The sequence below is a fragment of the Caulobacter sp. SSI4214 genome (assembly GCF_012184455.1).
Classification (GTDB): domain Bacteria; phylum Pseudomonadota; class Alphaproteobacteria; order Caulobacterales; family Caulobacteraceae; genus Caulobacter; species Caulobacter vibrioides_E.
Genome location: NZ_SZWJ01000009.1, coordinates 1 through 21,577, shown reverse-complemented (window position 1 = coordinate 21,577; position 21,577 = coordinate 1). Strand labels below are relative to the sequence as shown.

General features: G+C 68.1%; 21 protein-coding genes and 1 tRNA gene. 8 read left to right on the top strand and 14 right to left on the bottom strand.

All coding sequences use genetic code 11. The features are described 5' to 3' along the window. Positions 1 to 36 precede the first annotated feature (36 nt). The 3 genes from FCU40_RS04420 to mipZ form a co-directional block, all read right to left on the bottom strand. Positions 37 to 96 carry a hypothetical protein gene (locus FCU40_RS04420; protein ID WP_106404378.1) on the bottom strand — a complete coding sequence of 20 codons (60 nt, stop codon included), beginning with the start codon at positions 94 to 96 and terminating at the stop codon, positions 37 to 39. Positions 97 to 111: 15 nt separating this feature from the next. Next, a complete protein-coding gene (locus FCU40_RS04415; protein WP_168073135.1) occupies positions 112 to 543 on the bottom strand; it encodes a molecular chaperone DnaJ in 432 nt (143 codons plus the stop codon). An 84-nt stretch (positions 544 to 627) separates the two neighbouring features. Next, on the bottom strand, positions 628 to 1,464 hold the full coding sequence (mipZ, locus tag FCU40_RS04410; protein ID WP_004620020.1) for a division plane-positioning ATPase MipZ: 837 nt from the start codon (positions 1,462 to 1,464) through the stop codon (positions 628 to 630). Between the two features lie 198 nt (positions 1,465 to 1,662). Here mipZ and panC point away from each other — a divergent pair, with 198 nt between their 5' ends. Further along, on the top strand, positions 1,663 to 2,520 hold the full coding sequence (gene panC, locus FCU40_RS04405) for a pantoate--beta-alanine ligase (protein WP_168073133.1): 858 nt from the start codon (positions 1,663 to 1,665) through the stop codon (positions 2,518 to 2,520). A gap of 81 nt (positions 2,521 to 2,601) precedes the next feature. Here panC and FCU40_RS04400 read toward each other — a convergent pair whose 3' ends face one another. Next, on the bottom strand, positions 2,602 to 3,003 hold the full coding sequence (locus FCU40_RS04400; RefSeq protein ID WP_035017330.1) for a DUF1489 family protein: 402 nt from the start codon (positions 3,001 to 3,003) through the stop codon (positions 2,602 to 2,604). A 246-nt stretch (positions 3,004 to 3,249) separates the two neighbouring features. Between FCU40_RS04400 and FCU40_RS04395 the strand changes: the two genes are divergently transcribed. The 3 genes from FCU40_RS04395 to FCU40_RS04385 all read left to right on the top strand — a co-directional run bounded on the left by FCU40_RS04395 (position 3,250) and on the right by FCU40_RS04385 (position 6,817). After that, complete coding sequence (locus FCU40_RS04395; RefSeq protein ID WP_175582058.1) at positions 3,250 to 4,146, top strand: formyl transferase; 897 nt, start codon at positions 3,250 to 3,252, stop codon at positions 4,144 to 4,146. Positions 4,147 to 4,265: 119 nt separating this feature from the next. Next, positions 4,266 to 5,585 carry a lipopolysaccharide biosynthesis protein gene (locus FCU40_RS04390; RefSeq protein ID WP_168073131.1) on the top strand — a complete coding sequence of 440 codons (1,320 nt, stop codon included), beginning with the start codon at positions 4,266 to 4,268 and terminating at the stop codon, positions 5,583 to 5,585. A 32-nt stretch (positions 5,586 to 5,617) separates the two neighbouring features. Then, positions 5,618 to 6,817 carry a glycosyltransferase gene (locus FCU40_RS04385; RefSeq protein WP_168073129.1) on the top strand — a complete coding sequence of 400 codons (1,200 nt, stop codon included), beginning with the start codon at positions 5,618 to 5,620 and terminating at the stop codon, positions 6,815 to 6,817. A gap of 127 nt (positions 6,818 to 6,944) precedes the next feature. Here the strand turns inward: FCU40_RS04385 and FCU40_RS04380 are convergent, their stop codons facing one another. The 4 genes from FCU40_RS04380 to FCU40_RS04365 form a co-directional block, all read right to left on the bottom strand. Further along, positions 6,945 to 8,906 carry an acetyl/propionyl/methylcrotonyl-CoA carboxylase subunit alpha gene (locus tag FCU40_RS04380; protein WP_168073127.1) on the bottom strand — a complete coding sequence of 654 codons (1,962 nt, stop codon included), beginning with the start codon at positions 8,904 to 8,906 and terminating at the stop codon, positions 6,945 to 6,947. Between the two features lie 8 nt (positions 8,907 to 8,914). Then, positions 8,915 to 10,222: a DUF3667 domain-containing protein gene (locus tag FCU40_RS04375; RefSeq protein ID WP_168073126.1), complete on the bottom strand. Its 1,308-nt coding sequence runs from the start codon at positions 10,220 to 10,222 to the stop codon at positions 8,915 to 8,917. 108 nt (positions 10,223 to 10,330) lie between these two features. Further along, positions 10,331 to 11,170 (bottom strand): enoyl-CoA hydratase-related protein, encoded by an 840-nt coding sequence (locus tag FCU40_RS04370; RefSeq protein ID WP_168073125.1) that lies wholly within the window; start codon positions 11,168 to 11,170, stop codon positions 10,331 to 10,333. Positions 11,171 to 11,192: 22 nt separating this feature from the next. Continuing rightward, positions 11,193 to 12,785, bottom strand: coding sequence for a carboxyl transferase domain-containing protein (locus tag FCU40_RS04365; RefSeq protein WP_168073124.1), 1,593 nt, complete (start codon positions 12,783 to 12,785; stop codon positions 11,193 to 11,195). Positions 12,786 to 12,955: 170 nt separating this feature from the next. Between FCU40_RS04365 and FCU40_RS04360 the strand changes: the two genes are divergently transcribed. Beyond that, positions 12,956 to 14,722 (top strand): patatin-like phospholipase family protein, encoded by a 1,767-nt coding sequence (locus tag FCU40_RS04360; RefSeq protein WP_168073123.1) that lies wholly within the window; start codon positions 12,956 to 12,958, stop codon positions 14,720 to 14,722. Between the two features lie 4 nt (positions 14,723 to 14,726). Here FCU40_RS04360 and FCU40_RS04355 read toward each other — a convergent pair whose 3' ends face one another. Next, positions 14,727 to 15,500 (bottom strand): methyltransferase domain-containing protein, encoded by a 774-nt coding sequence (locus FCU40_RS04355; RefSeq protein ID WP_168073122.1) that lies wholly within the window; start codon positions 15,498 to 15,500, stop codon positions 14,727 to 14,729. A 138-nt stretch (positions 15,501 to 15,638) separates the two neighbouring features. On the opposite strand from FCU40_RS04355, the gene FCU40_RS04350 reads away from it, so the two are divergent. Both FCU40_RS04350 and FCU40_RS04345 read left to right on the top strand, forming a co-directional pair. Further along, the gene (locus FCU40_RS04350) at positions 15,639 to 15,779 is read left to right on the top strand and encodes a hypothetical protein (protein WP_168073121.1); all 141 of its coding nucleotides are present in this window, start codon (positions 15,639 to 15,641) and stop codon (positions 15,777 to 15,779) included. A gap of 87 nt (positions 15,780 to 15,866) precedes the next feature. Beyond that, entirely contained in the window at positions 15,867 to 15,953 is an 87-nt protein-coding gene (locus FCU40_RS04345) for a hypothetical protein (RefSeq protein ID WP_106404377.1), read from the top strand. A 108-nt stretch (positions 15,954 to 16,061) separates the two neighbouring features. On the opposite strand, the gene FCU40_RS04340 is transcribed toward FCU40_RS04345, so the two are convergent. The 5 genes from FCU40_RS04340 to FCU40_RS04320 form a co-directional block, all read right to left on the bottom strand. Continuing rightward, positions 16,062 to 17,222: an isovaleryl-CoA dehydrogenase gene (locus FCU40_RS04340; protein ID WP_168073120.1), complete on the bottom strand. Its 1,161-nt coding sequence runs from the start codon at positions 17,220 to 17,222 to the stop codon at positions 16,062 to 16,064. Positions 17,223 to 17,306: 84 nt separating this feature from the next. Then, positions 17,307 to 18,596, bottom strand: a complete 1,290-nt coding sequence (spmX, locus tag FCU40_RS04335) for a lysozyme-family localization factor SpmX (RefSeq protein WP_168073119.1) — start codon at positions 18,594 to 18,596, stop codon at positions 17,307 to 17,309. A 117-nt stretch (positions 18,597 to 18,713) separates the two neighbouring features. Beyond that, on the bottom strand, positions 18,714 to 20,156 hold the full coding sequence (gene mgtE / locus FCU40_RS04330; protein ID WP_004619998.1) for a magnesium transporter: 1,443 nt from the start codon (positions 20,154 to 20,156) through the stop codon (positions 18,714 to 18,716). 154 nt (positions 20,157 to 20,310) lie between these two features. Then, positions 20,311 to 20,395, bottom strand: a tRNA-Leu gene (locus tag FCU40_RS04325). 86 nt (positions 20,396 to 20,481) lie between these two features. Continuing rightward, the gene (locus tag FCU40_RS04320) at positions 20,482 to 20,733 is read right to left on the bottom strand and encodes a FliM/FliN family flagellar motor switch protein (protein ID WP_004619996.1); all 252 of its coding nucleotides are present in this window, start codon (positions 20,731 to 20,733) and stop codon (positions 20,482 to 20,484) included. Positions 20,734 to 20,806: 73 nt separating this feature from the next. Between FCU40_RS04320 and lipB the strand changes: the two genes are divergently transcribed. Next, positions 20,807 to 21,532 carry a lipoyl(octanoyl) transferase LipB gene (lipB, locus tag FCU40_RS04315; RefSeq protein ID WP_168073118.1) on the top strand — a complete coding sequence of 242 codons (726 nt, stop codon included), beginning with the start codon at positions 20,807 to 20,809 and terminating at the stop codon, positions 21,530 to 21,532. Positions 21,533 to 21,577: the final 45 nt, after the last annotated feature.

Genomic DNA, 21,577 nt, shown 5'->3' with positions numbered 1-21,577 from the left:
CCGAGCGGTTGGCTCGCCTTGAAAAGTGTCAGGGCGTCATACCGAGCAGGTCGGGCCCGAGGAACGGCGGCGCCAGAAGCGTTCACGACTGATCATGGCGTCAGTCCTAGCTCAGCCGCGCCGCTTGATCAAACGGTCGCGCGCGGCGTTCAGCTGCGCGGCCAGACCAGCGGTGCCGCCCTTGTCGGGGTGCGCCATCTGAATCAGCCGCGCATAGGCCGCGCGGACCTCGTCCAGGGTCGCCTCGGGGCCGACGCCGAGGATCGCGCGGGCCTCGGACAGGCTGAGCTCGCTCTTGGGCGGCGGCGCCATGACCTTGCGGATCTGTGGCCGGCGGCGCGCCTCGGTGGCGCTCCACAAGCCGACGACGCCCAGCACGGCGGCCATTTCCCAAGAGGCGCGCACGGCCGCGTAGCCGGCTCCGGCGAAGGCGATGATCGAGGTGACGCCCGCCCCTACCCGCCAGCCATCGCCCTTGAGCAACGGACGGCGCGGCCATAGCAGCAAGGCCAAGGCGGCCACACCCAGCAACAGGTAAATCATCGGCGCACCAAACGCGGAACGGGCGGCGAGATCGCCCGCTAAGCCTGAGCCGCGGAGCGCGCCGCGAGAACCTTAGAGCAGCGCCTATTGCGCCGCCAGCAGGGTCTCGCCCGAATAGTTCGACAGGCCCAGGGAATGCATCAGGGCGCGCAGCTCCTGGCGAGCCGCCAGATGCTGGAGCGACACCGGCACGGGACGAACCTGAGGCGACAGATCGGCGATGGTCAGCCCGAACGGGAACAGTTCGCGATAGATCACGCGGTCACGCAGGCCGGGGCCGATCCGGAAGCCGACCCGCTTGGCCAGGGCCGTCAGGCGATCTTCAAGGCGCTTGCGGTTCCGCGCTTCCGTCGTGGCCAGACGATTGCGCAGGACGACCCAGTCCATGGCCTGGCGTTGGCCGGACAGGGCGCGCTGCTTGCGGCCTTCCCAGACCGTCAGCGAATAGAGGCTGGGCTTGGTCAGTTCCATGGTCACCGGGTCGACCGTGCCCAGCATGTCGAAGTCGACGAAGCTGTCGTTCATCGGCGTCACGACCAGGTCCGCGCGGCCGTGGGCCAGCCGCGTGATGGCGCTGTCGCCGCCGGGCGTGTCGATCAGCACGAAGTCGCACGTCTCGAGCCCCCTGGCGAAGGCCGCTTCGAAGCCGGCGACCTGCTCTTCCTCCGACCGCTCCGCCAGGGCGACGTCGTTGTCGCTGAGGTTCAGGGCCAAGGGCTCCGGCAGATCCAGCTTCTTGCTGGCCAGCCAGGCGCGCCGGTTCTCGAAGAACCGAGCCGAGGTGCGCTGACGCAGGTCAAGGTCCAGCACCGCGACCTTGGCGCCGCCGTACAGCAAGGCCGTGACCAGATGCACGGCGATGGTGGACTTGCCAGCCCCGCCCTTCTCGTTGCCGACGACGATGACGCGCGTTTCGGCCATGGGATCGATCCTTCATGCGTCGCGACTCGCGCGACCTTGGACAGAAGGTTAACACGATGTTACCGACGCCCCAGGGGGTCAAGCGGTTCAATCCACAGGCATAATTGTCGCACCTCCGCGCGACGGCGCCGCATGGGGGTGGTGGACCTGACCGCGCGGGGCGGTCATAAGCCAAGCCTGTTCGCTTGGAGACCCAGCATGACCGGCCCGATCATCGTCCGCACCGTCGCGCGGATGAGGGAACACGTCCGAGCCTGGAAGGCGGACGGCCAGCGCGTGGCCCTGGTCCCGACCATGGGCGCCCTGCACGAAGGCCACCTGTCGCTGGTTCGCCTGGCCCAGACCCGCGCCGACCGCGTGATCGCCACCGTCTTCGTCAATCCCAAGCAGTTCGCCCCGCATGAGGATTTCGACGCCTATCCGCGTGGCGAGGCCGCAGACGTCGAGAAGCTGACCTCGGTCGGCTGCGACCTGCTGTTCGCACCGTCCGGAGAAGAAATGTACGCCCCGGGATTCGCGACGGCCGTGACGGTGTCGGGCGTCTCGGAACCGCTGGAAGGCGCGGCGCGACCCCAGTTCTTCGGTGGTGTCGCCACCGTCGTGGCCAAGCTCTTCATCCAGAGCCAGGCCGACGTCGCCGTGTTCGGCGAGAAGGACTATCAGCAATTGCAGGTGATCCGCCGCATGGCTCGCGATCTGGACATTCCGATCGAGATCATCGGCGCGCCGACGGCCCGCGCCGAGGATGGCTTGGCGCTCTCCTCGCGCAACGCCTACCTCTCTCCGGAGGAGCGGGCCGCCGCCACCGCCTTGCCCGCCGCCATGAAGACGGCCGCCGCCGCCGTCGCCGCCGGCGGGCGCGTCGACGAGGCCGAGCAGGCGGCCAAGGCCGCCTTGCTGGCCGCGGGCTTTGATCCGGTGGACTATGTCGAGGTGCGCGAGGCCGGGGATCTGACGCGCCTGGGTCCCGGTCCGATCGGTCAGGCCAAGGGCCGGATCCTGATCGCCGCCAAGCTGGGCAAGACGCGGCTGATCGACAACATGGCTGTCGGCTGAAAAGACCGGACCGACGCTTTAGGCTCTACAGGGGCTTGAGAAGAAGACCGCCGAGACGCCATTCAAAAAAGCTCGCGAACGCTACCAGGCGCCCAGCTCTCTCAATTGCCGCGCGAGGTCCGGCGGCAGGTCGGCGGACTCGGCCTCGGTCAGATCGGGCGGCGCGTCCTCGGGCTTGAGATAGCGCCAGCCCTGGAACGCCCGACGCGGCTGCGGCGCGACGCGGATGATCGGCGGATCGACGGTCACCTCGCACCGCGAGGCGGGCCCGGAGCCGATCGTATCGATCGCCAGGATTTTCTGGCGGCACAGGACCTGTCCCTTGAACACGCGGTACAGCGAGCCGCCGTCCAGAACCTCATCGATCCGCTTGGGCGTCATGCGGGTGTGCATGACCCAGGGCTGGCTCTTGTCCTTATGCCATTCCAGAAGGTCCTCGATCGTGTCGCAGCCCACGACCAGCTTTATGATGTGCAGAGCCATGCGGGCTAGATAGCGCGCCCGCGCGGCAAGGCAACGGGGCGCGGCGACGCCGGGCTCGCCCCGCGGGCGAAAGCGTTCGACGCCTCGCATGACGGCGTTATCCATGCTTCAGGTCGCGCTTCACCAGGGCGCGGTCGGCCGCGAGGCCTTCGCCGCCGTTTCGGACGCCTTGTGGGGGGCGCTCCGCGGCGGCGGTTTCTTTTGGACGACCTTGCCAACCGGCTCGCCGCCGGGCTAGCCCAGGCCATGCCCATCTTCTCGGACATCTGGCGCGTCGGCGTCATCGAACGACCCATCCAGGCGATCGCCTCGGCCGGCGGCCTCCACGAAGCCCCCGTGCGCTGGCTGCCCGAGGAGCCGGACTTCACCTTCCTGGCCGACCCCTTCGGCGTCTGGCGCGACGGCCGGCTGCATCTGTTCGCCGAGGCCTATGATTATCGCACGCGGCACGGCGTGATCGACCACCTCGAGCTGGACGCCGACTTTCGGCCAGTCAGCCGCCAGACCGTGCTCCGCGAACCCTGGCACCTATCCTACCCCATGATCACCGAGGCCGAGGGCGAGACCTGGATGACGCCGGAGGCCTTCCGGTCGGGAACCTTCACCCTCTACCGCGCGCGGCGCTTTCCCGACGTCTGGGAGCCGGTCACGAAGATCGCCTTCGACACCCCGGCCATCGACCCGACCCTGTTCCGCTGGGAGGATCGCTGGTGGATGGCCTATTCTCCGACGGGGTCTCAGCGCGACAAGCAAGGCAAGCTGCATCTGGCCTATGCCGACCGCATCGAGGGCCCCTGGCGCACCCATCCGGGCAATCCGGTGCGGGTCGATCTGGCCAGCAGCCGTCCGGGCGGCACGCCGTTTGTCCACGACGGTCGGCTGCATCTGCCGGTTCAGGACTGCACCCGAACCTATGGCGGCGACCTGCGGCTGCTGGTCGTCAACGTCCTGACGCCGGACCGTTTCGAGGCCGAGACCTCGCCGATCCTCAAACCGCCGATCAATGCCGGCCGCTATCATCGCGGCCGCCACACCCTGGCCGCCTGCGGCCCCGTGACCTTGATCGACGCCAAATGGCTGAAGGGCTCGCCCAAAGGCCTGGCGGTCGCGCTGGCCTCGCTGACGCGCGGTCGGAAGACCTGACGCCGTTGGAGCATTTCAAATCACGGGTAAGGTTGCCGGCGCACGGCGCCGTCAACCTCGTATGCGGTCGCGCTTTTCCTCCGACGACGTCCCAGTTCGCCAGCTGATAGTCTCCCGCCGTGACGGGTGATCGGCGGATTCTGCGCGGGATCTTCGGAAACGCCGCGCGCCTTCTGAGCGGCAAAGCCGGCGCCGGCGTGGTCAGCGTGGTTTACATGGCCCTGGCCGCGCACGCCTTGGGCCCGACCGACTATGGGATCCTGGTCCTCGTCCACACCTACATCCTGACCGTCGCGGGGATCATCGAGTTCCCCGGCTGGCACGCCGTGGTGCGCTACGGCGCCCAGGCTCTCCTGGCCGGCGACGAAGAGCGCTTGGCGCGACTGCTGAAGTTCGCCGCCATGCTGGAGTTGGCGTGCGGCGTGGTCGCGGTTATCGCGGCCGCCTTGCTGGCGCCCTGGGTGGGAGCCCGCCTGGGCTGGACGCCGCAAGCGATCGCGCTCAGCGCGCCTTACAGCCTGGCGGTTCTGGCCTCCGTCCGCGCCACCGCCGCGGGCTATCTCCAGGTGACCGGCCGTTTCGACCTGCTCGGCGCCCACAGCCTGGTCCCGCCGGTCGCGCGCCTGATCGGAGCTCTGATCGTTTGGGCCGGCCACTGGGGCCTCGTAGGCTTCCTATGGGCATGGCTGGTCGCCGCGATCCTGGAATGGGCGGTGATGTGGATCATGGCCTTCGCCACCGCCCCGCGAGCCCTACGCTGGCGTTCGCTTCGCATCGACCCGCGCGGAGTCAGGACGGAAAACCCTGGCCTTCTGCGCTTCATGCTGGGCGCGAACGCCGACGTCACCTTCGCCGAACTGGCCGCGCGCGTGACGCCGCTAGCCGTCGGCTGGTTTGGCGGACCTGCCGCCGCGGGCCTCTTCGCCATAGCCCAACGCGCCACGATCGTCATTTCCCAGCCCGCCCAAAGCCTGGGCCAGGCCGCTTTCGCCGAGCTGGCCAAGCTGGCGGCGCGCGGCCAGACGGGCCTCGTGATCTCCACGATCGCGCGAGCGAGCGGCTTGGCCATGGCCGTCGCGATCCCGATCTGCGGCGCCTTCGGCCTGTTCGGCGGCGCCCTAGCCGCCCTGATCGGCGGCGAGCGCTTCGCGTCGGCTGGCGGCTTGATGCCGTGGCTGGCCACCGCGCGGACGATCCTGTTGTGCGCTCCGCCCCTGAGCGCGGCGCTGACGGCCCTGGGCCGTCCCGGTCTCTCGGCGGGTATGAACTTGGCCGGAAGCTTCGGCCTTGTCCTCCTTCTGGCGACCGCCCTGCCCGTCTGGGGCCAGGAGGCGATCGGCCCGTGCGTCGTGGTTCAGGCGATCCTGACCATGGCGCTGCTGAGCGGCGCGCTCTGGGCGCAGGCCCCGTCCGCGCCGCGCGAAGCCCAGGCCGTCTGATGGAAACCCGTTTCGATGAGGGGAATAGAAAGATGACCGGCGCCGGTCCCGACCGTCGAAGCCCAGGACATCGGCTGTCGATTCTGGTCGTACTGCACGACCTGTCGCTGGGCGGCACCGAGCGGGTGGCCCTGCGCCTGGTCAACGCCTGGGCGGAGGCGGGCCATGCGGTGACCTTGCTTTGCGGGTCCGCCACCGGCCCCCAAGCCGGCTTGGCTGGCGAGACCGTCGAGGTGGTCGAATGCGCGCCGGCCATTCCGCGCGGACGCGGATCGCGCGGCCGGTTGGGCAAGGCCGTCGCGCAGCATCTGCGCCGCCAGCCCGCCGACATCCTGTTCATCCCCGGCAACTTCCACTGGTCTATCGGTCGCGCCGTCGGTCGGCATCTGGGCGAGAATCGCCCGACGATCGTGGCCCAGGTCAGCTCGCCGATCTTCCGCCGTGGGCGGCGGGGCCTGCGTCAGTGGGCGTTCGAGATCGGTGCCCGGCGGCGGCTTCGCGACGCCGACGCGATGGTGACGCTGTCGCCCTACACCCTGGCCCAGACCAATCGCCTTCTGGGTCGGCGGATCGCCTCCGCCATCCCTTTGCCGGCGCTGGACGACGACACGCGTCCGACGTCGCCCGCGACCGGGAAGCTCATCGTCGCCGCGGGTCGCCTGGCGCCGGAAAAGGGGTACGACGTCGCGTTGAAGGCCTTCGCCAAGGTTCAAGACCCCGAGGCGCGACTGGCTTTCGTGGGCGACGGCCCCTTGCGCGAGGACCTAGGCGCGCTCGCTCATGCCCTGGGCGTCGCCGATCGCGTCTCGTTCGAAGGCTACGCCGCCGACATCGGTCCCTGGCTGGACAAGGCGCGGATGCTGCTGCTGAGCTCGTGGCACGAAGGCTTCGGCGCGGTGATCATCGAGGCCCTGGGACGCGGCCGTCCCGTCGTCGCCACGGACTGCACCCCGGCTGTCCGCGACCTACTCTGGAGCATGACGCATGGCGAGGTCGTTCGCCCCGGCGATGTCGATGGCATGGCGGCGGCGATGACCGCCCAGCTCCACGCGCCCACGCCTGATCCAGAAGCCCTGGCCGACGCCGTCTGGGCTTATCGGATCACGCCGGTGGCCGACGCCTATATCGACCTCTTCGAAAAGACCCGCAACGCGCGGGCCATGGCGCGCTGCGGGGACCGAAGGCCGCTGTTCGAGACCGCGGTGGCGGCGCTGGGCGCGCCGAACGGCTAGAGCCTATCCGCTTCAAATGGAATCATTTGAAGCGGATAAACAGGCCCTAAATTCAAACATTTAGAGCGCGTTCGAGCGGTTCAGCCGCTCACGCTTAAACCTAACGCGCTCTAGGCGCTATGAACTCTCAGGTGCTGGCCTCCAGCTTCGCCAGCACCACGCCCTCGCTGACCTGGCCGCCGGCGGTGACCGACAGCTCCGCCACGACGCCGTCGAACGGCGCCGCCAGGGCGTGCTCCATCTTCATCGCTTCCAGGGTCAACAGCACTTGTCCCTTGGCGACGGCCTGACCCGCCGTGACGGCGACCGAGACGATCTTGCCCGGCATCGGCGACAGGATCGCGCCGTCCGAGGCCGCCCCCTCGCCCGCACCGCCGACCTTGGCCACGAAATCGAACTCCTGGACGTCTCCGCCCTCGAACACCTGGATCGGGCCCTTGCCGTAGGTCGTCGGGAGGCGCGTGACCTCATCGAACGTCGAGCCGTCGGCGCGGCGGATGTCCCAGGACCAATCCTCGGTCCCACCGCCCAGCAGGGCCACGCGCAGCGGCGCGGGCTTGCCGTCGACCGACATCGGCAGATGCATCGGCGCGCGGGGGCCGTTCATCCGGAAGCCCAACAGTTTGGACGGCGCGCTTTCCCACGGATCGCGACGCGCCTCGGCTTCCAGGAAGCTGTCCAGCCGCCAGCCGATCGCGGCCATGGCCGGCTCGTCGGTGAAAACGCGCTCGGTCAGTTCGTCCAACCGCGCCTCGATAAAGCCGGTGTCGACCGCGCCCTCCACGAAGTCGGGATGGCTGGCGCACTTGGCCAGGAAGGCGGCGTTGGTCTTGACCGGCCAGACCTCGACCAGGGCGCAGGCTTCGGCCAGGCGCGCGGCGGCGTCCTCGCGGTCGGCGCCGTGAGCGATCAGCTTGGCGATCATCGGATCGTAGAAGGGCGTGACCTCCCCGCCCTCCTCGACCGCGCTGTCGACGCGCACGTCGCCCTCGGGCAGACGGAAGTGCTTCAGCTTGCCGGTCGAGGGCAGGAAGCCGGTCGCCGGGTTCTCGGCATAGAGACGCGCCTCCATCGCCCAGCCGTCGAGGGTGATCTCATCCTGCTCCAGCGGCAGCGGTTCGCCCGAAGCCACGAGAAGCTGCCACTCGACCAGGTCCTGGCCGGTGACCATCTCGGTGACCGGGTGCTCGACCTGCAGCCGCGTGTTCATCTCCATGAACCAGATGCGGTCGGCGCGCAGGCCCTCGGAGGCGTCGGCGATGAACTCGACCGTTCCGGCGCCGACATAGCCCACCGCTTTGGCGGCCTTGACGGCGGCGGCGCAGACGGCTTGGCGCGTGGCCTCGTCCATGCCGGGAGCCGGGGCCTCCTCGATGACCTTCTGGTGGCGACGCTGCAACGAGCAGTCGCGTTCGAACAGGTGGACGACATTGCCATGGCTGTCGCCGAACACCTGCACCTCGATATGGCGCGGCCGGGCGACGTACTTCTCCAGCAACACGCGGTCGTCGCCGAAGCTGGCGGCGGCCTCGCGGCGGCATGATCCCAGAGCAGCCTCGAAGTCCTCGGCGCGGGCGACCTTGCGCATCCCCTTGCCGCCGCCGCCCGCCACGGCCTTGATCAGGACCGGATAGCCGATCTTGGCCGCCTCGGCGGTCAGGCGCTCGGCCGATTGGTCCTCGCCCAGATAGCCCGGCGTCGTCGGTACGCCGGCTTCGATCATCACCTTCTTGGCGGCGTCCTTCAGGCCCATGGCGCGGATTGCCGACGGCGGCGGGCCGATCCAGACGAGGCCCGCGTCGAGCACCGACTGGGCGAAGTCGGCGTTCTCCGACAGGAAGCCATAGCCGGGATGGATGGCTTCGGCGCCCATCTGCTTGGCGGCCGCCAGGATCTTCTTCGGATCGAGATAGCTGTCCTTGGCCGGCGCCGGACCGATCAGGATCGCGGCGTCGGCCTCCAGCACGAACGGAGCATTCGCGTCGGCTTCCGAATAGACGGTGATCGTCGCCACGCCCAGCTCGCGGGCGGTGCGGATGATGCGTCGGGCGATCTCGCCGCGGTTGGCGATCAGGACGGAGGAGATCAAGGCGAAACCTACAACTGGGAAAGGGAAAAGAGCATCAGACCCGCCAGCAGAACGCCGAAGGACGTCACGCCGATCGTCCAGATGACCCAGGTCTTGAGCAGCGCCCCGATGATGCTCGAGCCATAGCCGCCGCGAAGGGTCTGGAAGAGGTTGATCGGCCCCCACAGGCCGGCGACCAGGAAGGCGATCGGCCAGGCCGACCGCGGCAGCACCATACAGACCGCATAGACCAGGAACGAAAACGACAACAGGTTCGTGGCCACCAGCAGATGGTCATAGATGAAGTACTGGCGCTTGTTCACATAGACGAGCGCGAGGCTAAGGCCCGTGATCGGCAACAGCAGCACCGCCAGGCGATGCGCCCAGCCGAACATCACCATCAGGAAATATTCCGGATTGGCGACGGCCTTGGCGACGTTTTCCTTCCACTTGTTCTTGAGGGAGTCCGTCTCAGCGGCCTGCTCGCCCTCGCCGGCCGGCTTGGGCGCGGCCGTCTCGGCGTTCGGCGCGACGACCACCGTATGTTGCCCCGGGATCTGAGCGTCCGCGATCTTGTTGGCGCCCGCCTCGATCGTATCCGGCGTGGCGAGGTCCAGTCCCCGGATCTGCTCGGCGACCACCGCGCCGCGGCCGTGAAGCTTGGCCAGCGCTTCCTCGCCGGCCTTGGGGTTCTTCTCCAACGCATCGGCCATGCTCAATTCTTGGCCGTAGCGCGCCTCGGCCTTGCGGGCCGTATCATTATAGGTCGCGAGGATCTCGTCCTTCTTCGCGCCCTCTTCCTTCAAGTCGTCGTCGCGCGTCTCGGCCGCGTCGGCCAGCCGCTCGTCGCGACCTTCCTTGGCCTCCTTGCGCATCTCGTCGGCCTTGGCCTTGCGGCCCTCGGGCGTCGCCAGAGCGGCGGCTTCCTTCTCTTCCTTGAGCTCTTGCTCATGGCGAATGCCGTGGATCGCGTGCTCGGCGGCGAAGATGAACAGCAGCAGCGAGACCAGGAAGGTCCGGAACGGCGGCACGTGCCGGACGATCCGACCTTCCATGTAGTCCTTGGCCAGCTTGCCCGGCTTGAAGAATAGCAGCGGCAAGGTGCTGGCCAGGCGGCCGTCGAGGTGGAACAGACCCTCGATGACCTCCCAGATCAGATGCAGGATCGAGCGGTGATGGGTGTCGGCGTTCTGGCCGCACTCATGGCACCACCATCCCTCCAAGGCCGCGCCGCAATTCTTGCAGGGCTCGCCCTTGTGAGTGAACGGATGTTTCTTGGGACGGACGAAGCTCGTGGCCGAGTCCGCCGCCGCCGTATCCAGATCCGCCGCGGTCATGCCGTTCCCCCAAAACCCGACCGCGAGGCCGGGATTTCCCCCAGGTTTCGAGCCTTGGGAACGCCGAAGCCGCGTGCTTTCGACGTTCCGCCCCGCTCAGGATGAAGCCTATTCAGACCACGACGGCTTGCGGCGCGCCAGAAAGGCTCGCACGCCTTCCTGACCTTCTTCCGACACCCGCCGGCGAGCGATGCGGCGCGCGCTCTCCTCGATCAGGCCTTTGTCGATTTTCTGGCCAGCGAAGTCGTTGACCAGCGCCTTGGCGTCACCGATCGCGCCGGGCGCGCACGGCGCCATCTCCTCGATCAGCGCGTCGCGCGCGACCTCAAGGCTGGCGACGTCCTCGAAGACCTCGTCGACCAGGCCGTAGCCCCAGGCGTCGTCGGCGTCGAACACCCGACCGGTGGCGAACAGCAGCTTGGCCGTGCGCGGCCCCAGGGCCTGGATGACGTAGGGGCTGATGGTCGCCGGGGTCAGGCCCAGCTTGACTTCAGAGAACGCGAACTTCGCGTCGACCAGGGCCAGAGCGTGATCGCAGGCGGCCACTAGGCCGGCGCCGCCGCCGAAGGCTGGACCTTCGACCAGGGCCACGGTCAGGGCCGGAATATCGTGCAGCGCCTTGAGCATGTGGGCCAGCTCCAGGGCGTCCTGGCGGTTGTCGTCCTCGTCCCACTCGATGGCGTCGCCCATCCAGGCCAGGTCGGCCCCGGCGCTGAACACGCCGCCGACGCCGCGCAGGAACACGATCCGCACGCCCTCGGCGCCGTGCAGGGTCTCGAAGGCCTGGCGGAGCGCCGCGATGGTCTCGGCGTCGAAAGCGTTCTTCTTGTCGGGCCGGTTGATCCAGACGGTGACCGCGCCTTCCGGCGTGCTCTCCACATGGACCAGCGGGCTCATCGTATCGGTGTCGGCGACCTCGACGATGGGATCGGCGATGGGATTGGTCATGGGCGGGGGTCCTTCCGTGGAGCTACATCCGGAAAACGCCGAAGGTCGTTTCGGGGATCGGAGCGTTGAGACTGGCCGAGATGGCCAGACCCAGCACGTCCCGGGTTTGAGCCGGATCAATGATCCCGTCATCCCAGAGGCGCGCCGTGGCGTGATAGGGATTGCCCTCGTCCTCGTAGCGCTGCCGGATCGGCGCCTTGAAGGCTTCCGCCTCCTCGGGAGTCCACTTGGCGGCGTCGCGGTGGACGGTGGCCAAAACGCTGGCCGCCTGCTCGCCGCCCATCACGGAAATGCGGCTATTAGGCCAGGTGAACAGAAAGCGCGGGCTATAGGCGCGGCCGCACATGCCGTAGTTGCCGGCCCCGAAGCTGCCGCCGATCAGGACGGTGAACTTGGGGACTTCGGCCGAGGCCACGGCCGTAACCAGCTTGGCCCCGTCCTTGGCGATGCCGCCGGCCTCGTACTTGCCGCCGACCATGAAGCCCGAGATGTTCTGCAGAAACACCAGCGGAATCTTGCGCTTGCAGGCGAGTTCTATGAAGTGCGCGCCCTTGACGGCGCTCTCGCTGAACAGCACCCCGTTGTTGGCCAGGATCGCCACGGGCTGACCCCAGATGCGGGCGAAGCCGCAGACCAGGGTCGTGCCGTACAGCGCCTTGAACTCGTCGAACTGGCTGCCGTCGACGATGCGCGCGATGACCTCGCGAATGTCGTAGGGCGCGCGGACGTCTGTCGGCACGATGCCGTACAGCTCCTCGGGGTCGTACAGCGGCGGCTCGGGATCGGCGAGAACCAGGGGCTCGGGCTTGGTGGTGTTCAGATTGGCGACGATCGAGCGGACGATCTCCAGCGCGTGCTCGTCGTTCTCGGCCACGTGATCGACCACGCCCGACCGGCGACCGTGGGTCTCGGCCCCGCCCAGCTCCTCGGCGCTGATCACCTCGCCCGTGGCGGCCTTCACCAGCGGCGGGCCCGCCAGGAAGATGGTGCCTTGATTGCGGACGATCACCGTCTCGTCGCTCATGGCCGGCACATAGGCGCCGCCGGCGGTGCACGAGCCCATGACGCAGGCGATCTGGGCGATGCCCGCCGCGCTCATCCGCGCCTGGTTGAAGAAGATGCGGCCGAAGTGGTCGCGGTCGGGGAAGACCTCGGCCTGGTGCGGCAGGTTCGCGCCGCCGCTGTCGACCAGATAGACGCACGGCAAGCGGTTCTGCTGCGCGATCTCCTGGGCGCGCAGGTGCTTCTTGACCGTCATCGGGAAGTAGGCGCCGCCCTTCACCGTGGCGTCGTTGGCGACGATCATCACCTCCCGGCCCGACACCCGGCCGACGCCGCAGATGATCCCCGCCCCCGGCGCCTCGCCGTCATAGAGGTCGCAAGCGGCCAGTTGGCCGATCTCCAGGAAGGGCGAACCCGGATCCAGCAGACGCTCGACCCGCTGACGCGGCAGCAGCTTGCCGCGCGCCGAATGGCGCTCGCGGGCGCTTTCGTGGCCGCCCAGCGCGGCCTGGGCGACCTTCGCGCGCAGATCCGCCACCAGGGCCCGGTTGTGCGCGGCGTTGCGGGCGAAGGTTTCGCCGGACGCGTCGATAACGGAGTGCAACTTCGGCATGACCGACGCTTAGCCTTTTCCACCCAATCCAGGAAGTGTGAGTTTTTTGGACCCTTACCACGAAGATTCAGGGCCAAAACCGTTCTCGACCATTTTGGGTTGGCGATCAACAATTGCGCCGCAACGCTCCCCCGTGGTCAAGCCTTGCGCTTCACGCTAGCGTCCGGCGCGTGGAAACCTCGCTGAACGACGATACGGCCCTCGCGCGCCTGTTCGCCAAGCAATGGCGCGAGGGCGCGGCGGCGTGGTTCTCGCTGCCTGGCGGCGCGACACTGTTTGAACCAGGGGACGCCGCCGACCAGCTTTTCTTCCTCAAGACCGGTCGCCTGGGAGCCTTTCGCCGCGACGAGGGCCAGGAGCCGCTGTTCCTGGGCGTGATCCGTCCTGGCGAGCCCGCGGGCGAGATGGCGCTGGTCGATGGCACGGTCCACTCGGCGGAGATGGTGGCGCTGCGCGACAGCGAGGTGCTGGCCCTGCCCCGGCGCGACTTCTTCGCCGCCGCCGAGGACGATCCGAGCGTGATGCTGGAACTGTCGCGGCTGATGCTCCGCCGCGCCCGGCAGGCGCGGTCCCACGCGGCGATCGGCGACCCGTCGGTCTATGGCTTCATCGCCGTGGAGCCTGGCGCGGCGATCCGGCCGATCGTCGAGCGCCTGGCCCGCTGCATCGAGGCCCTGGGCTATTCGGTCACCGTCGAGGGCGGCGAGTCGGCCCACGCGCCGACCGAGTGGTTCAGCAATGTCGAACGCGGCCACGACTTCGTGCTCTATGTCGCCGAAGCCGACGAGACCGCCTGGAAGCATATCGTCGGCCGTCAGGTCGACCGCCTGTTCCGCGTCGGACGGGGCGACCGTCCGCCGCCATCTCTGGCGCCGACCTACGCCTCCGGCCCGTTGCAGGAACGACGGCTGGTCGATCTGATCCTTCTCCAGTCGGCGCGCGCCGAGCGCCCCCAAGGCTCCGAGGCCTGGGTAGCCGCCACCCAGGCCGCGCGCCTCTTCCATCTGCGCGAGAACGGTCTGGCCGACATGCAGCGGCTGGCGCGGGTGATGACCGGCCAGTCGGTGGGTCTGGTCCTCTCGGGCGGCGGGGCCCGCGCCTACGCGCATGTCGGCGCGGTCCAGGCCCTGCGCGAACGCGGCGTGCCGATCGACTTCGTCGGCGGCGCCTCGATGGGCGCCATCGTGGCCGCCGGCATCGCCATGGGCTGGGACGACGGCGAGATGGAGACCCGCATCCGCCGGGCCTTCGTCGACACCAGCCCTTTGGACGACATCGCCTTCCCGCTGATCGCCATGACGCGCGGCGAAAAGGTCGACCAGCGTCTCGCCGAGCATTTCGCCGAGGTCGAGATCAGCGACCTGTGGCTGCCGTTCTTCTGCGTCTCGTCGAATCTGACCTCGGGAACCTATCAGCTGCACCGCACCGGCGGACTGCGGAACGCGCTGCGAGCGTCGATCTCGCTGCCGGGCGTGCTGCCGCCGGCCACCGACCACGGCCAGGTGCTGGTCGACGGCGCCGTGATGAAGAATTTCCCCGCCGATGTGATGCGATCGTTCCAGCTGGGCCCCATCGTCGGCGTCGACGTCACGCGAGGCCGCAGCATCACCAGCGATGACGTCTATCGCCCACCTTCGATCTGGAGCTGGATCGCCTCGGGCGACTGGCGCAAGGGACCGCCGATCGTGGCGCTGCTGATGCGAGCCGCGACCGTCACCACCGGCCGCGACCTGGCCGCTTCGCGCGAGGCCAGCGACGTGCTGATCACCCCCAAGCTGGAAGGCATCGATATTCGCGACTGGCGCGCCTTCGAGCCGGCGGTGAAGGCCGGCTATGTCGCCGCCAGCCTGACGCTGGACGCTTTGAACCGCCCGGTGACCGGCCTGCGGCGCCGTCCCAGCCTGGCTGAGCAGCGGGCCGGCCCGGCGACGCGGTGACCTCTCACCCCTTGCGCGCCAGAATGAACAACCGCTTGAACGGAAACAGCGTCACCCCGTCCTCGCGACGCGGATAGTCGCGCGAAAGACGCGCCCGCCAGGCGTCGAGGAAGGCTGGCTTCTCGTCGTCCGGCAGAGCGTCGAGATAGGGGCGCAGGGTTGTGCCCATGGTCCAGTCGACGATCGGATCCTGGCCGTGCAAGGCGTGCAGATAGGTGGTCGTCCAGATGTCGATCTCCGCACAGCTGGGCGCCAACCAACCGTAGTAGTCGGCCGGATCGTGCGCGGCGCGCACGCCTTCGATCCCCGAAAAGCGCTTGGCCCACGGCCCCGATGCGGCGATCTCGGCCAGACTGGCGCGCCAGCCCAGCCCGTCGACCACCGGCATCTGAGCGGCCAGCACGCCGCCCTCCGCCAGGGCCGCGACGAGGCGCGGGATCAGCACCGGGTGATCGTCCACCCACTGCAGGGCCGCGTTCGAGAAGATCAGGTCCGCCGGCGTTTCGGGCGCGAAGCCGGCCAGGTCGCCCAGCACCCATTCAACTCGCGCCGAAAGCCTCTTCGCCCGCTCCAGCATCTCGGGACTGGAGTCGAGCCCCCGCACGCGCGCTTCGGGATGGCGGGCGGCCAGCAACGCGGCCTGCTCGCCAAGGCCGCAGCCCAGATCCCAGATCTCGCGAGGCTTCAAGTCGCCAGGGATCGCGGTCAGCAGGTCCAGAGCCGGCCGTTCCCGGTAGCGACGATAGAGGGCGTAGACGTCAGGATCCCAAGTGGCCATTCGCTCTTCTCCCCGACGCGACAATTCGCGCGTCGCAACCTAGCGGTTCTCAAGGAATTCTTCTCTCAGGCGAGAATTCGTCATACGCTTTGATTCAGGCCTCCGACAGAGGGGCCATCGGGAAGGACTCACGCGGAAATGCCCACAACGCGGTTTCACCCAAGGTATGGTTCGACGCCGGTCACGCGTCGGTTCAGCCTGCATCGTCCCATCGCGCTCGGCGCGGCCGTGGCGCTGTGGGCCGCCATCATCATCGCCTTCCGCCTGCTGACGATTTGAGCCCGCCCGGCGCGACACCGCGTCGCGGTCGGTTTCCTCTTTTCAAGCGAGAAAACAGGCCCATATTCTCCTGGTGTTGTTCAACTACTGAAAGGAGGTGATCCAGTGTCTCATTGTCTCCAACCGCGGTCGCAAGTCGTGACCTGGAGCCTGACGAGCGAGGTCTCCGCCTAAGGCGTTGAGCGCCAGAGGTTTCAAGTCACACGCTGCGAAAGTGGCCACGACGATGGAAGGGCCGTCCCGAGCGATCGGGGCGGCCCTTTTTCATGTGGTCGTCGGGCTTCAGGCGCCGATCAGCTCCCGGCCGATCAGGTAACGGCGGATTTCGTTGGTGCCGGCGCCAATGTCGTAGAGCTTGGCGTCGCGCAGCAGCCGTTCGACCGGCCATTCCTTGGTGTAGCCCGCCCCGCCCAGGGCCTGGATGGCTTCCAACGACACCTTCACGGCGTTCTCGGACGCCATCAAGATCGCGCCGGCCGCGTCGAAGCGCGTCGTCTTGCCCGCGTCACAGGCCCGCGCCACGGCGTAGACATAGGCCCGGGCCGAGTTCAGGGCCACGTACATGTCGGCGATCTTGCCCTGCATCAGCTGGAACGAACCGATCGGCTGGCCGAACTGCTTGCGGTCGCGGACATAGGGCAGGACGATGTCGAGGCAGGCCTGCATGATGCCCAGCGGGCCGGCGCTGAGTACGGCGCGCTCGTAGTCCAGGCCGCTCATCAGCACCCCGACGCCGCCACCGACCGGGCCCATGACGTTCTCTTCCGGGATTTCGCAGTCCTCGAACACCAGCTCGGCGGTGTCCGATCCGCGCATCCCCATCTTGTCCAGCTTCTTTGAGACGCTGAAGCCCTTCATGCCCTTCTCCACGAGGAAGGCGGTGATCCCGCGGCTGCCCTCGCCGGTCTTGGCGTAGACCACCAGGGTGTCGGCGTGCGGGGCGTTGGTGATCCAGAACTTCGTGCCGTTGAGGATATAGCGGTCGCCGCGCTGTTCGGCTCTCAGCTTCATCGAGACCACGTCCGATCCCGAACCGGCCTCGCTCATGGCCAGGGAGCCGACGTGCTCGCCGCTGATCAGCTTGGGCAGGTAGCGCTTCTTTTGCTCGGGCGTCGCCCAGCGGCGGATCTGGTTGACGCAGAGGTTCGAGTGCGCGCCGTAGCTTAGGCCCACCGAGGCCGAGGCGCGGGAGATCTCCTCCATCGCCACCACGTGCTCGAGATAGCCAAGGCCCAGACCGCCGAACTCTTCCTCGACGGTAATGCCGTGCAAGCCCAGCTCGCCCATCGGGACCCATAGCTCGCGCGGAAAGGCGTTGGTCTCGTCGATACGGGCGGCCAGCGGCGCGATCTTGTCGGCGGCGAAGCGGGCCGTGGTTTCGCGGATCGCGTCGGCCGTGTCACCGAGCGCGAAGTCCATCGAGGGTGCGAAATTGGTGCTCATACGTCCTCCCTTAGCACGAACGCCCGCAAGGCGCTGAACCTTGCGGGCGTTCTTGCTCAAGTTCCCCTAGGGAAGCAAAGAAAACTATTCTTCGTCGCTCTTATCGGGACCGGCGAGGCGGCGAAGCAGAAGGTAGGCCGAGACCACGAAGCAGATGGCGCCGACCATGCTGGCGCCATAGCCGAACAGCTTCACATTGCTGTCCGAACCGGCGGCGACGGTCAGGATCCACAGCACCCCGCCGCCAAACAGCGCCAGACCCAGAATGCCCAGGCTGATCAGCAGGCTGTTGTTGCCAAAGCGCGGCTGCTCGGCCTCGACCAAGGGCACGTCCATCGGGCGAAGATCGACCGTGTCGTCGCTGGTCGAGAAGCCGTCGAGATTGAAGACCGACGGACCGCGGCTCGGACCGGAGAACAGGGTCGGTTCGCTCGGCGCCGGCGCGGGCGCGAAGGCCTCGACCGGAGCGGGCTTTTCGACCTCTTCCGCCGGGGGCGGCGTCAGGCGAAACGGCGTGAACTCGACCGGGGTCGGCGCGGGCTCGACGGGGGGCGGCGGCGCCTCCTCGAAAAGCGTGGGCGCGGGTTCGGCGGCGGCCGGCTGGACCGGCGCCGGTGGCTCCGGCAGGCCCAGATCGTCCTGACGCGCGGCGGGCTTGGTCGCCGCGACGGGTTCCTCGTCGGCCAGGATGGCGCCCAGGCGCGCGCTGACGGCGGCGGCCGACTGCTCCGTGGCGGTGGGGCCGTCCTCTTCCGGGACGACGACGTTCAGCGGCAGGCCATCCTCGCGCTCGGCGACGACGCGGTCGCCCTCGGTGCGGGTGCTGACGGCCATAGGCGTCTGCTTGGGCACCGCGCAGCTGGCGTCGTAGTCGACCTTGGGCCGCAGCACCGGGCTGGGCGCGGGCACCCATTCGCCGTTGGCTGGGGTCAGGAACAGGGTCTTCTCGGCGGCGCGACGGCGCACCAGGGCGTCGATGACGATCCGCTCGCCCTCGAAATCGGCCTTGCGCCACATCTCCATGGCGCACGCGGCTTGCAGCAGCGAGCCTTCGTTGATCCGGCGCAGCACGCCCGAGCGCAGGAAGTTGTCGAGCCCGATATTGAAGGCGAAGCAGACCAGGGCGTCGAACTGGTTCTGGTTCAGCGGCGCGTAGGTGTGCTCGTTGACCGAGTGGGCGACCGAGATCAGGTCGTACAGCAGCAGGGCCTCGGCGTCCTTTTCCGAGACCGAGGCGCCCTCGCGAGCGGTCAGGGTGTGGCCATAGCCGACCGTCCAGCGCCCATCGGGCAGCTGCGCGGCCTTCTGACGGTAGCCCTCGAATCTCTTGATGAGATCGACGGCCGTCCGGGTGACCTGATGGCGCGGTTTCATCGCGGAGTTTGACCCAGTTTGAGACAGACGCGGATGCGTTCGCCTGTCTCGGCGCAAGGTCGGCGCCAGTTTCCCGCGTCGAGCGAAGCGGCCCGGAAAAGGCCCCTCCGCTCAAGCTCAGCCCATCAGCAGCGCCGCGATCAGCAGCACCGCCAGGAAGCCCATGAAGTCCGTCAGGAAGGTCACGAAGATCGACGAGGACACGGCCGGGTCGCGTCCCATCTTCTCCAGGGCCAGCGGCGCCAGGATGCCGCCCAGCGCGGCGATGAAGATGTTGACGATCAGCGCCACGCCCACGGTGATCGCCAGACGTCCATTGTGGTAGAATAGGAACGTCGCCAGGCCCATGACGATGGCCAGCGCCACCCCGTTCATCAGGCCCACCAGCACCTCGCGCACGATGATCCGGCGAGCGTTGGCGGCGGTCAGCTCCTTGCTCGCCAGGGCGCGGACGGCCACGGCCAGGGTCTGTGTGCCGGCGTTGCCGCCCAAAGACGAGACGATCGGCATCAGCACGGCCAGGGCCACCAGCTTGGCGATCTGGTCCTGGAAGATGGCGATGGCCGAGACGGCGATGGTCTCGGTCACGAGATTGAGCAGCAGCCAAGGCAGCCGCGAACGGACGATCTCCTGAACGCTGGCGTCGCGGCCGGCGTCGGACACGCCGGCCAGGGCCAGGATGTCCTCCTGGGCCTCGTCGCGGATGACCTCGACGATGTCGTCGACGGTGATCTGCCCCACCAGACGGCCGCCCGGATCGATGACCGGCGCGCTGATCAGGTGGTACTTGTCGAAGATGTAGGCGACCTCTTCCTGGTCCATGCCGACATCGATTTCGGTCGCCGCCTCCATCAGCTCGGCCAGCGGCGTCTCGCGGCGGCTGCGCAGCAGGATGCTGATCGGGATCGCGCCCACCGGCTTGAAGGTCGGATCGACCACGTAGACGTCGAAGAACAGCTCGGGCAGTTGGTCGCCGGCGTCACGGACGTGATCGATCGTCTGGCCGACGGTCCAGAATTCCGGCGCGGCCAGGAACTCGCGCTGCATCAGGCGGCCGGCGGTCTCGTCCTCGTAGGACAGCGTCGTCTCGATGGCCGCGCGATCGGTCTCGCCCATGGCGGCCAGCACCTGGAAGCGCTTGGTTTCGTCCAGGTCGTCGATGACGTCGGCGGCGTCGTCGGTGTCCAGTTCCTCCAGCGCTCGGGCCAGGGTCACCGACGGCGTGGCCTCCAGCACTTCCTCGCGCAGGTTCTCGTCCATCTCCGAGATGATCTCGCCCAGCGCCTCGGGGTCGAGCAGCGGGATCACGTCCTCGCGGTAGTCGGCGGTCAGGAAGCCCATCAGGTCGGCGACGTCGGCCGGCTCCAGCGCCGTCACCAGCTCGCGCAGGCGCTTCAGGTCGCCGCTGTCGACGGCGTCGATCACCATGTCGACATAGTCGGGATTGAGGGCGTAGTCGTCGCCCAGGGCCAGGTCTTCCAGCTCCTCGGGCGTCTCGGTCTTGGCCAGCGGAATGTCGTCCAGCGCCTCTTTGGTCAGTTCGGCGGTGTCCCGGGTCATGGGGGCCTCCTGAGCTCTTGGAGCGTTGGGTTCGTCGCCGTGGTCCGGTGAGGCGGCCCCGAACGCGAAATCAGGGCGCGAAACCGGGGCCAGAAACGATTAGAGCGCCCCAGACGAGTCGAAAACCCCGGGAGCGCTCTATTTCTTTTCACCTTGGTGCGGTCGAGAAGACTCGAACTTCCACGGGTTGCCCCACAGCGACCTCAACGCTGCGCGTCTACCAATTCCGCCACGACCGCTCGTGGTGAGGGGCGGCAGGTAGCAAACTGAATCGGCTTTGGGAAGTCGGAAGTTCGCCGATCGCGAACTTACCCGCCGCGGCGAATTACGCCCCGCCCGCCATGTAGTCATAGACGTCGGCCGCCCGGGTGACCTGGATGGCGATGCGGTCGTCGCTGATCTGGATCTCGCCGCGGGCGATCGGGTGGTTGTTGGCCAGGATCCAGACCTCGTCATTGGTCTTGGCGTCCAGCGGGATCACCGCGCCGCGGCCCATGCGCAGCAGTTGCTGCATGGGGAGGATCGAGCGCCCCAGCAGGACGGAGATCTCGACATTGACGGCGTTGACCTGGCTCACGAAGTAAGGTCCCTGAAACTGAAACGCGCGCGACCGACCAGTCGCCGTGTTTCGATCGCAAGATTAGGGCCACATGCTTGCTCTCCCGTTAAGCGCTGAAAATATTGGGCTTCCGATCATGGGGCGCGAAGACGCCGCGCCGGTGGCGTGGGCGGTTTCGACCGACTACGTCCCCTACCCGGCAGCCGTTGCCGCCATGGAGGCCCGGGCCGCCGCCATCGCCGACGGAACGGCGGGCGAGCTGATCTGGCTTCTGGAGCACCCGCCGCTCTATACGGCCGGCGTCTCGGCCAAGGCCTCGGACCTGATCGAGCCGGACCGCTTTCCGGTGTTCGAAAGCGGGCGCGGCGGCCAGTTCACCTATCACGGCCCCGGCCAGCGCGTGGCCTATGTGATGCTGGACCTGACGAAGCGCGGCCGCGACGTGCGCGCCTTCGTCGCGGCCCTGGAGGCCTGGATCATCGACGCCCTGGCCGCCTTCAACGTCACCGGCGAGCTGCGCGACGGCCGCGTCGGCGTCTGGGTCGAGCGCAAGGGCGCGGGCTGGAGCCGCGAGGACAAGATCGCGGCGATCGGCGTGAAGCTGCGCAAGTGGGTCAGCTTCCACGGGATCAGCCTGAACGTGGAGCCGGACCTTGGCCACTTCTCCGGCATCGTGCCCTGTGGCCAGACCGAGCATGGCGTGACCAGCCTGGTGGACCTGGGCCTGCCCGTGACGATGGACGAGGCCGACGCGGCCCTGAGGGCCAGCTTCCAGAGGGTGTTCGGGCCGGTGGAGGACGCGGGCGCGCCGATCTAGAGTCACGGGATTTCATCCTCACGCGGCATCGCCGCTGAAGGCGTG

What these genes read in the sequence shown, in the direction of transcription:
- FCU40_RS04415 (WP_168073135.1), bottom strand. Translation starts at nt 543, where the DNA reads ATGATTTACCTGTTGCTGGGTGTGGCCGCCTTGGCCTTGCTGCTATGG.
- mipZ (WP_004620020.1), bottom strand. Translation starts at nt 1,464, where the DNA reads ATGGCCGAAACGCGCGTCATCGTCGTCGGCAACGAGAAGGGCGGGGCT.
- panC (WP_168073133.1), top strand. Translation starts at nt 1,663, where the DNA reads ATGACCGGCCCGATCATCGTCCGCACCGTCGCGCGGATGAGGGAACAC.
- FCU40_RS04400 (WP_035017330.1), bottom strand. Translation starts at nt 3,003, where the DNA reads ATGGCTCTGCACATCATAAAGCTGGTCGTGGGCTGCGACACGATCGAG.
- FCU40_RS04395 (WP_175582058.1), top strand. Translation starts at nt 3,250, where the DNA reads ATGCCCATCTTCTCGGACATCTGGCGCGTCGGCGTCATCGAACGACCC.
- FCU40_RS04385 (WP_168073129.1), top strand. Translation starts at nt 5,618, where the DNA reads ATGACCGGCGCCGGTCCCGACCGTCGAAGCCCAGGACATCGGCTGTCG.
- FCU40_RS04375 (WP_168073126.1), bottom strand. Translation starts at nt 10,222, where the DNA reads ATGACCGCGGCGGATCTGGATACGGCGGCGGCGGACTCGGCCACGAGC.
- FCU40_RS04370 (WP_168073125.1), bottom strand. Translation starts at nt 11,170, where the DNA reads ATGACCAATCCCATCGCCGATCCCATCGTCGAGGTCGCCGACACCGAT.
- FCU40_RS04365 (WP_168073124.1), bottom strand. Translation starts at nt 12,785, where the DNA reads ATGCCGAAGTTGCACTCCGTTATCGACGCGTCCGGCGAAACCTTCGCC.
- FCU40_RS04355 (WP_168073122.1), bottom strand. Translation starts at nt 15,500, where the DNA reads ATGGCCACTTGGGATCCTGACGTCTACGCCCTCTATCGTCGCTACCGG.
- FCU40_RS04350 (WP_168073121.1), top strand. Translation starts at nt 15,639, where the DNA reads ATGCCCACAACGCGGTTTCACCCAAGGTATGGTTCGACGCCGGTCACG.
- FCU40_RS04340 (WP_168073120.1), bottom strand. Translation starts at nt 17,222, where the DNA reads ATGAGCACCAATTTCGCACCCTCGATGGACTTCGCGCTCGGTGACACG.
- spmX (WP_168073119.1), bottom strand. Translation starts at nt 18,596, where the DNA reads ATGAAACCGCGCCATCAGGTCACCCGGACGGCCGTCGATCTCATCAAG.
- mgtE (WP_004619998.1), bottom strand. Translation starts at nt 20,156, where the DNA reads ATGACCCGGGACACCGCCGAACTGACCAAAGAGGCGCTGGACGACATT.
- lipB (WP_168073118.1), top strand. Translation starts at nt 20,807, where the DNA reads ATGCTTGCTCTCCCGTTAAGCGCTGAAAATATTGGGCTTCCGATCATG.